This is a genomic window from Kouleothrix sp., assembly GCF_046328425.1.
In the GTDB taxonomy this organism is placed as follows: domain Bacteria; phylum Chloroflexota; class Chloroflexia; order Chloroflexales; family Roseiflexaceae; genus Kouleothrix.
This window is the reverse complement of record NZ_JAXLWP010000021.1, coordinates 96,229-108,554: the sequence shown is the minus strand read 5'-3', so window position 1 is coordinate 108,554 and position 12,326 is coordinate 96,229. Positions and strand designations below refer to the sequence as shown.

At 68.8% G+C, this 12,326-nt stretch carries 12 protein-coding genes; 8 read left to right on the top strand and 4 right to left on the bottom strand.

The window, feature by feature from the left end:
• Positions 1 to 531, top strand: coding sequence for a ribosome maturation factor RimM (gene rimM / locus U0177_RS19375; protein ID WP_409572311.1), 531 nt, complete (start codon positions 1 to 3; stop codon positions 529 to 531).
• 148 nt (positions 532 to 679) lie between these two features.
• Here the strand turns inward: rimM and U0177_RS19370 are convergent, their stop codons facing one another.
• Entirely contained in the window at positions 680 to 2,686 is a 2,007-nt protein-coding gene (locus U0177_RS19370; protein ID WP_409572310.1) for an alpha/beta hydrolase, read from the bottom strand.
• Between the two features lie 187 nt (positions 2,687 to 2,873).
• On the opposite strand from U0177_RS19370, the gene U0177_RS19365 reads away from it, so the two are divergent.
• The gene (locus U0177_RS19365; protein WP_409572309.1) at positions 2,874 to 3,548 is read left to right on the top strand and encodes a phosphatidylserine decarboxylase; all 675 of its coding nucleotides are present in this window, start codon (positions 2,874 to 2,876) and stop codon (positions 3,546 to 3,548) included.
• Between the two features lie 36 nt (positions 3,549 to 3,584).
• Here U0177_RS19365 and U0177_RS19360 read toward each other — a convergent pair whose 3' ends face one another.
• Positions 3,585 to 4,592: a glycosyltransferase gene (locus tag U0177_RS19360; RefSeq protein WP_409572308.1), complete on the bottom strand. Its 1,008-nt coding sequence runs from the start codon at positions 4,590 to 4,592 to the stop codon at positions 3,585 to 3,587.
• A 93-nt stretch (positions 4,593 to 4,685) separates the two neighbouring features.
• Here U0177_RS19360 and U0177_RS19355 point away from each other — a divergent pair, with 93 nt between their 5' ends.
• From U0177_RS19355 to U0177_RS19330, 6 genes are all read left to right on the top strand, one after another.
• Complete coding sequence (locus tag U0177_RS19355; RefSeq protein WP_409572307.1) at positions 4,686 to 5,390, top strand: Rcas_1661 family thioredoxin-like (seleno)lipoprotein; 705 nt, start codon at positions 4,686 to 4,688, stop codon at positions 5,388 to 5,390.
• Between the two features lie 175 nt (positions 5,391 to 5,565).
• A complete protein-coding gene (locus U0177_RS19350; RefSeq protein WP_409572306.1) occupies positions 5,566 to 6,309 on the top strand; it encodes a hypothetical protein in 744 nt (247 codons plus the stop codon).
• A 124-nt stretch (positions 6,310 to 6,433) separates the two neighbouring features.
• Positions 6,434 to 7,117: an NUDIX hydrolase gene (locus U0177_RS19345; RefSeq protein ID WP_409572305.1), complete on the top strand. Its 684-nt coding sequence runs from the start codon at positions 6,434 to 6,436 to the stop codon at positions 7,115 to 7,117.
• Positions 7,118 to 7,171: 54 nt separating this feature from the next.
• A complete protein-coding gene (locus U0177_RS19340) occupies positions 7,172 to 7,417 on the top strand; it encodes a hypothetical protein (protein ID WP_409572304.1) in 246 nt (81 codons plus the stop codon).
• An 84-nt stretch (positions 7,418 to 7,501) separates the two neighbouring features.
• Positions 7,502 to 9,958: a penicillin acylase family protein gene (locus U0177_RS19335; RefSeq protein ID WP_409572303.1), complete on the top strand. Its 2,457-nt coding sequence runs from the start codon at positions 7,502 to 7,504 to the stop codon at positions 9,956 to 9,958.
• Between the two features lie 50 nt (positions 9,959 to 10,008).
• Complete coding sequence (locus tag U0177_RS19330; RefSeq protein WP_409572302.1) at positions 10,009 to 10,506, top strand: DUF427 domain-containing protein; 498 nt, start codon at positions 10,009 to 10,011, stop codon at positions 10,504 to 10,506.
• A gap of 93 nt (positions 10,507 to 10,599) precedes the next feature.
• Here U0177_RS19330 and U0177_RS19325 read toward each other — a convergent pair whose 3' ends face one another.
• Positions 10,600 to 11,331 (bottom strand): MBL fold metallo-hydrolase, encoded by a 732-nt coding sequence (locus U0177_RS19325; RefSeq protein ID WP_409572301.1) that lies wholly within the window; start codon positions 11,329 to 11,331, stop codon positions 10,600 to 10,602.
• Positions 11,332 to 11,440: 109 nt separating this feature from the next.
• On the bottom strand, positions 11,441 to 12,265 hold the full coding sequence (locus U0177_RS19320; RefSeq protein WP_409572300.1) for a purine-nucleoside phosphorylase: 825 nt from the start codon (positions 12,263 to 12,265) through the stop codon (positions 11,441 to 11,443).
• Positions 12,266 to 12,326: the final 61 nt, after the last annotated feature.

The following is a 12,326-nucleotide window of genomic DNA, read 5'->3' as shown; positions in this document are numbered from 1 at the left end:
ATGACCGAACAAACCCCCACACCCGACAACACCATCCTGGTTGGCCAGATCGTCGCGGCGTTTGGCGTGCGCGGCCAGGTGAAGATGAAAGCGATCACCGACCAGGTCGACCACCTGCGCCGGCGCATTGGCACGCTCTACCTTGGCCCGAAGCTGCAGGCTTACCAGCTCAAGCGCCTGCTCGAGCATAAGCCGGGTCTGCTGGTGCTGACGCTCGGCGGCGTGACGACGCGCGAGCAGGCCGAGGATCTGCGCGGCCAAGAGGTGGCGATCCTCGAGTCGCAGGCCGCGCCGCTCGCCGAGGGCGAGTACTTCATCCACCAGCTGTATGGCCTGAAAGTGCTGACCGAAGCCGGCGACGAGATCGGCACGGTCGGCGAGGTGCTCGAGACCGGTGCGAACGATGTGCTGGTGGTCAAGCGCCCCGGCCAATCCGATGGCCTCATCCCGATGATCCACGATGTCGTGCGCGAGCTGGACACTGCCGGCGGGCGCGTTGTGATCCATCTGCTGCCCGGCTTGCTCGACTAGCCTGCCTGCTCCGAATACTACATCCGGCCGATCACTTGCTTTATGCAAGCTTTCGGGGGCAGCTTCGCCGCCCCCGAAAGCTCGCATTTCAATGCCCTGCGAATCCGGCAAAGCATTGCAAAGCGAAAGCGATCAAACGGTTTCGCCATCATGCTACGAGCGCCGTCAGCAGCCCGCTCGCCCCCAGCGCGATGCTGAATGCCAGCGCCGCGAGCGCCAGCAGCGTGTAGTAGACGCGCTCACCAGCGGACCAGTAGCGGCGCTGCCAGGCCAGCACAGCCCCTGCCAGCACCACCAGCGTCAGCGCGCCGATCAGCGGCGCTAGCGCCAGTGCCGGCAGCGCCGCGCGCGGGAAGCCCAGGTACAGCCTCACCAGGCCGTCGAGGCCGCCCGCAAACAGCGCCATCGCCAGCCCGATCACCAACACTAGCCCGAGCAGCGCCACCAGCGCCAGCGCGGTACTGGCGAGGCGCGCCAGCCCTGGCCGGGGCGCAGGCCGCCGGCCCGCGATCAGCCGGATCAGCCATATGAGCGGCCAGATCAGAAAGAGCGACAGCAGCACCACCAGCGCGACGCCCAGCACAATCGGCCACTGCAGGTTGCGGCCGTTCAGCCAATCGAGCACGCTGGCTGCAGCTGGCGTCATAACTGTGTTCGCGCTGGTCACAAAAGCCGGCGGGCCGAGCGTGGCGATGCAGTTTGCATCGGGGGCACGCGTGGGGTCGCGCCAGAACGCATCGGCGATCGTGCGGGCGCAATCGGCGGAGTTTAGCGCGCCGTGGCCGGTGTTTGGAAAAGTAAAGCTGTAGCTGTGCGGCAGCGTGCTCGCGGCGGCCGCGGCATATGCCGGCGGAGTGATCGGGTCGAAGCGGCCTGAAAGGACCAGCGTGGGAATTGCGCTGTTCACAGGCGCATCAACCGAAGGCCCCAGGTCGCGCACGCCCCAGCTGCCGCACACCTGCTGGGCAAAAGCTGCGTCGGTGCGCGCGTCTTTGGCGAAGATCGGCCGCAGATCGTCGGTCTTGATATCTTCGACACGGTAATCGGCATCCTCGGCGCAGAGCACCGAGTAGTACATCCCGGTGCTCACGGTGCGATCGAACACAAACAGCGGCATGAGCTTCGAGAAGAACGTGAAATCGTCGCGGCGTGCGGCGTCGATCGCCGCCGGCAGCATAGGCACCAGCTCGGTGGCGTAGATCATCTGGAACAGCGCGCCCTCGAGCGTATCACCGTCGAATACCGAGCTGTAGGTCTTGTGCGTGTCGGGGTCGGTCAGCGGCACGCGCGCGGGTGTCTGGTTCAGGCGCTCGATCTGCTGGCTAAGCATCTGCTCGAGGTTCGGGTAGCTGCTGTTGCAGGCCGGTTCGGCCGCGCAGGCTGCGAACAGCTCGCCAAAGGCGCGGTTGGCCGAGCGCGCTACGTCGGGCACGAAATTAATGCTGGTCGGCACCACGGCGTCGATCACGACGCTGCGCAGGCCCTGCGGGTGCTCGCGCATGACGTGCTGGGCCAGCAGCGTGCCATACGATACACCGTACAGGTTGATCTGATCGTAGCCGAGCGCCACGCGCAGGTCGTCGACGTCGGCGGCATTCTCGATGCTGTTGTAGGCCGCCAGGTTCACGCCGCTGTTGCGCAGGCGGTCGCGGCAGGCGGTGAGCATCTCGAGGGTCAGCTGGTTGCTTTCGGTGCGGCTCAGGCGCTGCTCAAGCGTGCGGTCGAGCAGATCGTGCTCTTCGGTGCAGGCCAGCGTGGGTTTCGAGTACAGCGTGCCGCGCTGGTCGAACAGCACGACATCGCGGTTGGCGTGCAGGCTTTGCGCGGTGGTGAGCACGATCTGGGCGTAGGTATCGATCGTCGACCCGCCGGGGCCGCCCTGAAGCATCACGATCGGGTCGGGCTGCCGATCGGCGCTGGTGCTGCGGATGATCATCACCGCCAGCTGGATGGTCGGGCCGGTGGGGTTCTGGTGCAGCTCGGGCACCCTGACGTAGCCGCACTCGACATCGCGGCCTTCGGCCGCGCCATACTGGGCTACATTGACCATACACGGCGCGCTGCTAAATGCCGCCGTGCGCGCCTGAGCCCGCGCCGGTGGCGTATTTCCAAACAGCAGGCCCAGCAGCACGCATACACACATGAGTTGACGCATATATTCCTCTATGTACCCTCGCTCAGCGGCATTATACCAGGGGATCGCGCGGATCGGGGCTTGGTTGATTTTTGCCTCGGCGCGTGCTAGAATCGACGGTGCAGGCGTGAGCCTCGCACGCCCGCTCTTGATCTGCCAGCCTATTCTCACGACCGCCAGCTTCGCGAGAACAACCAGAAGAAAACGCATGCCTCAGCACACCCCTTCTTCCGTGCGTAAAGCCAAACTGCCAGGGTTCGACTCGGAGGCTACCCCGGTTCTCGGGTTTGGGCTGGGCCTGACGGGGCTGCTGCTCGGGCTGAAGCCGCGCCTGGCCGCCTGGCCGCTGGCGCTGACGGCCGTAGCAGCGCTGCTGTACCGCGACCCCGAGCGCACCACACCGGCCGAGGCCCGGCAGGTGTTCGCGCCAGCCGACGGCAGCGTCATCGGCGTGGAAGAGCTCTACGAGCATCGCTTTTTGCACACCGACGCGGTGCGGATCGCGATCGCCGCCTCGCCGTTCGACGTGCCGGTGCACCGCAGCCCGCTCGCCGGCACGATCGCGTACCTGGAGCACGTGCACGGCGAGAACCGGCCGATCTGGGATCTGCGCGCCGCCGATCAGAACGAGCGCCAGTATATTGGCATCAAGAGCGAGTGGGGCCCGATCATGGTGCAGATCATCGGCGGGCCGCTGGCGCGCCGGATCACCCCGCAGGTGGCGCTGAACCAGCGCGTGCGCGCCGGCGAGCGCCTCGGTGTGGCGCGCTTTGGCGCGCGCGCCGACCTGCTGCTGCCCTACGAGCTGATCCAGCAGCTGCCCCCGGTCGGCGCGCGCGTGAGCGCCGGCCTTTCGCCGATTGGGCGCATCGCGGAGCCCTGAGCCGGCCGAGTGAGGCCGCTGCATCACTCGCCTGGCTCAGCGCGCTTGCGCATTGGCGCGCCAGAATTCGGCGACGCGCCGGCCGAGGGCGCGGTCGCGCCAGCGCCGCCACACGCCCACCGGGTAGCCGCTCATTTTCGCCAGATCCCCGACGAGCCGAATCACCGGGATGAGCGCTGCGGCGCGGGCTACCTCACCCCCGCTGAGCGCGGGCGCGCGGCGCAGCAGCCGGCGCAGTGGCGCGCGCGTGTAGGCCAGCGCGCCCGGCAGCAGCAGCGCCGCCAGGGTTGGCCGCCGCCGCGCGGCCAGCAGCAGCACGGCCGCGCCGGCATACGTGCCGTAGCGCAGCGCGTGACGGCGCGGCCACAGCCCGGCCACGCCGTCGCCGCGCGCGTAGAGGAAATACTGCCGGGCAAACGCCGCCAGCGACTCGCGCGGGCGAAAGCGCACCAGCGCCTCGGGCGCGAACGCGAAGCGCGCTGCCTGGCCGCGTAGCGCCAGGTCGAACAGAATATCTTCGCAGTGGCTGGCCCACTCGGGGTAGCCGCCGGCGCGCTCCCAGGCAGCCTTGCGAAACGCCACCGACTGGCCGAACGGCATGAACGTCGCCGGGTCGGTCTCGGCTGCGTCGCGGTAGTTGGTGGCCGCCAGCGCCAGCTCGAACAAGCTGCGCGGCGCGGGCCGGAAGAAGCCACCGACCACATCGGCCTCGCCGCGCTCGATCGGGGCGACGATCCGCGCCAGCCACTCGCGGTCGAGCGTCAGGCCCGCGTCGGTGCAGGCGATGATCGCGCCGCGGGCGTGGCGGATGGCGTTGTTGCGGCCCGAGGGGATGTTGTGGCCGCCACGCACCAGCCGGATGGCGTGGCCGGCCGCGATATAGCGCTCAACAATCGCCGGCGTCTCGTCGCGGCTGTCGCAGTCGTTTACTACAATCTCGTCGGGCGGGCGCGTCTGCGCCAGCATCGAGTCGAGCAGCTCTGCGATATTATCGGCCTCGTCGCGCACCGTGCAGACGAGCGAGACAGCAAAGGCATCCAGCATTGCAGGAAGCTCCGTTATACTATTAGGGCTTACGTGGCGCAGGCAGCCGCGTAGCTCGTAAAGGCCGGTTGTAGCTTGTTGAAAGGAAACCGTATGCTCCGCTCGATCGCGGCGCGCCTGTGGCTGTTCGCGCTGCTGGCGCTGCTTGCCGCATGTGGCAGCGCCTCGGCGCCGCAGGCAGCAGCGCCCACGCCGCTGCGCGCCAAAGCAACCGCCGCGCCCGCCCCTACTGCCGGCCAGGTGGCCACGCCCGCCGGCGTGCCCGAGGGCCTGACACCCGAAGGCTACCACGTGCGTGGCAAGGCCGACGCCCCGGTGACGCTGACGATGTACTCCGACTTCCTCTGAACGGCGTGCGCTTTCCACGTTGTGGAAACCGAACCGCAGATCATCAAGAATTATATCGCCACCGGCAAAGTCAAGCTCGTCTACCGGCACCTGCTGCAGCTCGGCGATGGCTCGGTGCGTACGGCCGAAGCCTCGGAGTGCGCCGCCGATCAGGGCGCGTTCTGGCCAATGCACGATACGCTCTACGCACAGCAGAACGCGGTGTATGGCGCAAGCGACCTCGACGCGACGCTGGCCGGGTTCGCCAAGCAGCTTGGGCTCGACACCGGCACATTCGAGAGCTGCATGCGCGACCATACGCACCTGCAATTCGTGCAGGACGATTATAACGCCAGCAAGCGCGCGGGTGTGCAGTTCCGCCCGGTGTTCGACGTGGCCGGCACGCGGCTCACCGGCGCGCAGCCGTTCGCGGTATTTCAGCAGCAGATCGAGGCGGCGCTGCCCAAATAGACGCGATATTGTGAGCCGGTTGTCATGGTTTCGTCAGGCCGCGCCTTGACGGATGTGGTATAGTCTAGCCTGAAATCGCGCTGGGCGGCCTGCCGCCCGCGCGCCTACGGGCAGGATGCGGGGATGGGGTGCGCCGAGCGGCCGAAAGCCATCTTGCCAGCTTAAAGGAGCTAGGATGTCCCGGCAATCGATCCACAGCCCTCTCAGCATTTTGCTTGCCGGCGTCATTGTGATTGTGGTGCTGCTGGCGGGAGCTGGAGCGAGTACTGGCGCGGTTACGCGCGCGCAAGGCTCGACGCCCACCTGGACGCCTTGCCCCGACGACGAGGAGGATGCCTCGCTGGACTGCCTCGACTTTCGCGACGACCTGACTACTACGGCCGAGGCGGCGACCGACGCCGCCACAGCCACGCCTACCGACGCGGCCTACCCGTACCCATCGCCGAAAACGCCGACGACGACCACGCGCGCCGGCTCGGTTACGCCAACCACTACCGCGCGCGCCGGCGCGGCCACGCCTACGCGCACGCCCGCGAACAGCGGCGCCAGCGCCACCAGTACGCCGCGGGCTACTATCGCGCTCACACCGTTCGAGCAGAATGGCGATGCGACCGAGATCCCGCCAACCGCCACGCCGACGCCGAGCGACGCAATAACCTGCCCGCCCGGCATCCCGGTGCCGATCAGCGGCAGTGGGCCGGCGCACGCGCCGCTGCTGCTGTTCTTCAACCAGCGCGCGGTGGCCGGTGGTAGCGCCGAGGCCGACGGCTCGTTCGCGCTCACGCTGATGATCGAGCGCGAGCGCCCCGGCCAGTACCCGGTGGAAGTGCGCGTGCGCGGCTCGGTGCAGGTGCTGCGCAAGCTCACGTGCACCGTGCCTAATGTGACGCCGACCTCGCAGCCGCTGGCGCGCCAGTAGCTGCGGCAATAGCGCAGCAGATCTACGACAGACCGGCGTAGCCGCTTGCACGGCGCGCCGGTCTGTGCTATGTTCTACAGTAATGAAGGCGCGGGCGGCGCGCTGCTAGCGGGAGCAAATCGGAGTGCCGGCGAATGGTACTGCATGGTTCGAGTGGGCGCCGCTGATCGAGGCGGCCTTACGGCCGGGGGCGCCCGTGCCGCACGAGGATCTCCTGCTGGTGCGCGACAGCGCCGGCCAGCTTGTTCGTCGCTTCGACCCGCCGCCGGGCCTCCAGCCGCGCCTGGGGGCAGTGCTGCTGCTGCTCTACCCCGACGGCGCCGATCTGCGGCTGCCGCTGACGGTGCGCAGCGACCGGTTGCCAAGCCACCGTGGCGAGGTCTCGCTGCCGGGTGGCGCGATCGACCCGGGCGATGCCGGCCCTGAAGACGCAGCGCTGCGCGAATGCTACGAGGAGCTTGGCGTCGACCCGCGCGCTGTGCGCGTGTGGGGCACGCTTTCATCATTCTACATCCAGCCAAGCAATTTTCAGATCACCCCGGTGGTTGGCTTTGCCGAGCAGCCGCCGGTGCTACGCCCGAACGACCAGGAGGTCAGCTCGGTGTTGAGCGTGACTGTGCGCGAGCTGCTTGACCCGGCGCTGGTGGTGACGGAGCAGTGGAACCTGCGCGGCCTGGACGTGATGGTGCCGTTTTTCGCGATCGAGGGGTATAAAGTCTGGGGCGCTACGGCGGTGGTTCTGAGCGAGTTTGTCGCGCGGATCCGCCGGGCGCTGGCTGCTCGTGGCGGCGCACACCCGAGCGGCTGAGCCTGCGCCCCCAAGCGCCGTACGTTGATATGAAATAACATGAGGAGCTGAGCAATGACGATTGACGATGCGATTGCCGACCTCAAAGAGCGTATTCAGGCTGCGAGCTCTGGCGCGGTGATTCGCGTCAAGCGCCGGTCGGCCGAAGAGGCCACTATTCGCGTGTACGCGCCTGCCGACCACGAGGACGCGATCAAGACCGCCACCCAGGAACAGACCTTGCGCCTGCTTACCGAAGATGGCCTCGACGTACAGGTGCTGGTGTACGATATTGCGACGTCGCTGCCGCCCGATCAATAGTGCGGCTCAGGCGCTCGGCGTTTTCGCCTTCGCGCCGACATCGGGGCGCAGAAGCTTGTACGTCCGTGCTTATAGAGGGTGACTATGCCTTCGGTTCGCAAGATAGGCGCGGCCGCTGGCCTGGCGTTGGCGGGGCTGGCGAGCCTGGCCGGGCTGGCCGCGACGGCGGTGCGCCGGCCGCTGCCGCGCGTCTCTGGCCGGCTGAAGCTGCCAGGGCTGGCCGAGCCAGTGCAGGTGCTGCGCGACCGCTGGGGCGTGCCGCATATCTACGCTGCCAGCGCGCGCGATCTGTTTATGGCCCAGGGCTATGTGCATGCCCAGGATCGCCTGTGGCAGATGGAGCTGCAGCGCCGCACCGGCCACGGGCGGCTGGCCGAGCTGTTCGGCGAGATAGCGCTCGACACCGACCGCTTCGTGCGGGTGATGGGCTTTGCCCGCGTGGCGCGCCGCGAGATCGGCACGCTTGGCGACGAGGCGCGCCAGCAGGTCGAGGCCTACGTGGCTGGAGTCAACGCGTATATCGAGCAGAACCGCAAGCGCCTGCCGATTGAGTTCACGATCCTGCGCGCGCGGCCCGAGCTGTGGCAGCCGATCGACGTGGTGGTGTGGGGCAAGATGATGGCCCAGAACCTCGCGCGCGGCTGGATCACCGAGGCGCTGCGCGCCCAGCTGGTGGCGGCGGTTGGCCCCGAGCGCGCCGCCGCGCTCGAGCCGGAGTACCTGGCCGGGCATCCGCTGACGCTGCCGCGCGGCATGCGCTACTCGCGCGACCTGGCCGCCGGCGCGCTGCGTGTCGCCGGCGCGACCAGCCGCTTTATCGGCAGCGGCGAGCTGGGCCAAGGCAGCAACGCCTGGGTGGTGGGCGGCGCGCGCTCGGCCAGCGGCAAGCCGCTGCTGGCCAACGACCCGCACCTGATGCTCCAGATGCCCTCGGTGTGGTACGAGAACCACCTGAGCGGCGGCGACTACCACGTGACCGGCGTGAGCCTGCCGGGCACGCCCGGCGTGGTGATCGGCCACAACGAGCGCATCGCCTGGGGCATCACCAACGGCGAAAACGACGTGCAGGATCTGTTCGTCGAGCGCTTCGACCCGGCTGACCCGGCGCGCTACCAGTTCCGCGGCGAGTGGCTGGCGGCCGAGATTGTGCGCGAGGAGATCGTGGTGAAGGGCCGCGCCGCGCCGCATGTCGAAGAGGTGCGCATCACCCGGCACGGGCCGATTATCTCGGCGCTCATGCCCGCCGACGGCAGCCAGCCGCCTTCGGCGAGCGGCGGCGCTCCTGCCGATGGGCAGCCGGCCGCCAACGAGCAGCTGGCGCTGCGCTGGACCGCGCTCGAGCCGGGCCAGACGCTCGACGCCGCGCTGATGCTCAACCGCGCGCGCGACTGGGCCGAGTTCCGCGCCGCGCTAGCGCGCTGGACATCGCCAACCCTGAACTTCGTGTATGCCGACGTGGCCGGGCACTTCGGCTACGCCTTCGCCGGCCATATGCCGCTGCGCGCCCAGGGCGACGGGCGCCTGCCATCGCCGGGCTGGACCGGCGAGCACGAGTGGACCGGGCTGATCCCTGCCGATGAGCTGCCGCGCGCGCTCGACCCGGCCGAGGGCTTCGTGGTGACGGCGAATAACCGGATCATTGGCGACGACTACCCCTACCCAATGCCCTCGGAGTATTTGCCGGGCTACCGCGCCGCGCGGATCACGCAGCTGATCGAGCAGACCGAGCGCCACGACGCGCGCTCGTTTGGGCGCATCCAGGGCGACCAGCGCAGCTTGCCGGGGCTCGAGCTGGCGGCGCTGGCCGGGCGCCTGCCCGCCGAGACGCCGCTGGCGCGCGCCGCGCGCGACGCGCTTGCGGGCTGGGATGGCGAGCTGACCGCCGACAGCCTGGCTGGCGCGATCTACGCGCGGCTGCGCGAGCACCTGCTGGCGCAGTCCTATGCCGAGGTCGCCGGCCCGCTAGCTCGTACGGCAGGGCTGGGCGCCTTCGCGGGCCTGCTGGGCGAGACATACCTGTGGCGGGCGCTGCCGCTCTTGCTGGCGCGCCTGGCCGCGCGCGACGACGCCTGGCTGCCGGCCGGGCGTAGCGGCGACGACCTGCTGAGCGATGCGTGGGACGCGACGCTGGCCGATCTACGCGCCGAGCTGGGCGAGCAGGTGAGCGAATGGCGCTACGGCCGGCTGCACACGCTGACGCTGCGCCACCCGCTGAGCGCGGTGCCGGCGCTGGCGCGGCTGTTTAACCGTGGCCCGTTCGCGATTGGCGGCGATGCCGACACCGTGCGGATGGGCTTCGCGCCGCGCCATTACGCCGCGCAGCCGTCCTACACGGCGCCGTCGTACCGCCAGATCTGCGATGTAGGCCACTGGGACGCGAGCCAGAGCATTCTGCCGAGCGGGCAATCGGGGCAGCCCGGCAGCCGCCACTACGCCGACCTGGTGCAGCCCTACCTGAAGATGCAGTACCACCCAATGCCCTGGAGCCGCACGCGCGTCGAAGATGCGACCGTGGCACGGCTCATGCTCGTACCGGAGTAGCGCCGCAAACGGCAGCGGCGTGCCACAGCCTAGCGTGACGGAGCGCAGCAATGCCCCCAAAACATATACCCGCGCCTGGCCCCGGCCAGGAATCGGTCTGGTCGTACCCGCGCCCGCCGCGGCTGGAAGACTCTTCCAAGCACATCCAGGTGCTGTTCAACGGCGTGCTGATTGCCGACACCCGCCGCGCCAAGCGCGTGCTCGAGACCAGCCACCCGCCGGTGTACTACATCCCGCCCGCCGACGCGCGCATGGAGTTTTTCTCCCCGGTGACGGGCACAACCTTCTGCGAGTTCAAGGGCGAGGCGGCGTACTATACCATCAGCGTCGGCGAGCGCAGCGCGCCTGGCGCGGCCTGGTACTACCCGCGCCCGGCGCCGCCGTACGCCGCCATGGCCGGCTACATCGCGGTGTACCCTGGCCGCATGGACGCCTGCTACGTCGACGGCGAGCGCGTCACGGCGCAGCCCGGCGACTTCTACGGCGGCTGGATCACCAGCGATATTGTCGGGCCGTTCAAGGGCGCGCCGGGCACCTGGGGCTGGTAGCTCGCTGCGCCGCAGATGCTCGCGGCGCGCTACTCCGAACTCTGCCGGCGACTTGAGTGTGCTCAAGTCGCTGCTGGCGCAGCCTGGCGCCGGCTAGGCACCCGCGCTCTCCCCGGCCAGTTCGCCGGCCACCTGGCGCAGCTGCGCCTGCGCGCCGCTGTTCACCACCCCGCCGTGATAGCAGACGATCGTTTGCACGCCGAGCGCGGCAAGTTTGGCGACCGACTGGCCGGCTGTGGGCATGTCGGGGGTGGCGGCCGGGTTTGGCCCGTGCAGCTGCCCCGAACTGGCGGTCAGCGCGTCGCCGGCGATGATCGACTGGCTCGCCTCGTGGTAAAGGCAAATGTGCCCCGGCGTATGCCCGGGCGTGAAGATTACCCGCACTCCGCCGGCCAGGCCGAGCGTCGCGCCATCTTCCAGCCGCTCGTCTACCGGCGTTGGCTGGAAGCGCTCGGCGGCGGCGCGCAGCTGCGGGTTTTGCGCTAGCGCCTCGGGCCGCGCGAAGCGCGGCGGCTGCGTGCCGTCGATGAACGGCGCCTCGACCGCGTGCGCCAGCACGCGCGCCCCGCTGGCCCGCGCCAGCTCGTGCAGCGACCCGACGTGGTCGATATCCTGGTGCGTCAGAATGATCCGCTTCAGCTCCTCGACCGCCACGCCAGCCTCGGCTAGCAGGCCGGCGATTGCCGCGAATTGCCCTGGCAGGCCGGTATCGACCAGCGTTGGGCCGTGCGTGCTGTCGAGGATCAGGCTGAGGTTGAGGAATGTTGTCTGGCCATCGCGGATGATCGGCACGGGGAGAACGTGAAGCGAGTCGTTCAGCTTCATACAAGCACCTGCTGTTGTTCATCTGCGCCAGCGGCAGCCCGGCGCCACAGCTGTCGCAGATGCAAGAACCAGGCCGGGCAGCCTGGCGTGCGCTACCTGGCGATCGGGCCTACATTCCCGCCAGAATACCTTTCAGCAGCGCGGCGAACTTGGGCTTGGCCGCCTCGCCAGCCTCGAGCACCTCGATATGGTTGGCGGGCGGGCCATCGGGCAGGGCGATATTGGTGATCAGCGAGATGCCCAGCACGCGCATGCCGCCGTGGCGCGCCACCACCACCTCGGGCGCGGTCGACATCCCGACCGCATCGGCAAAGGTGCGGCAGAAGCGCAGCTCGCCGGCGCTCTCGAATGTCGGCCCGGTGAGCATAAAGTAGCAGCCGGCGTGCAGCGTGGTGCCCTGCTCGCGGGCGACGGTATGCGCCAGGGCGGCCAGCTCAGTGTCGAAGGCGTCGACCATGGCCGGGAAGCGCAGGCCGAGCCGATCATCGTTGGGGCCGACGAGCGGGTGATGGCCGGCCATGCCGGGGAAAAAGATCTGATCGGCGATCTGCATCAAATCGCCCACGGCCCAGTCGGCGCGCAGGCCGCCGGCGGCATTGGTGACGATCAGCGTCTCGCAGCCAAGCGCCTTCATGACCCGCACCGGGAAGGTCACCTGCTGCATGCTGTAGCCTTCGTAGAAATGGAAGCGCCCGCGCAGCACCATCACCGGCTGGCCGGCGAGCTGCCCGATCGCCAGCTCGCCACGGTGGCCGTGCACCGTCGAGCGCGGGAAGCCGGGGATCTCGGCGTAGGGGATGACCGTGGCGTTTTCGATCTCGTCGGCGAGGCCGCCCAGGCCCGAGCCGAGGATCATGCCGACGCGCGGTGTGATGCTGGTGCGGCCGGCGATCGCCGCGCGGGCGGTTTCGATCTGGCTGAACAGATCTTCCATGGAGTGCTCCAATTCTATTGAACCTACGCAGTTGCGCTGTTCGGCTTCCTGAAGACGTGCA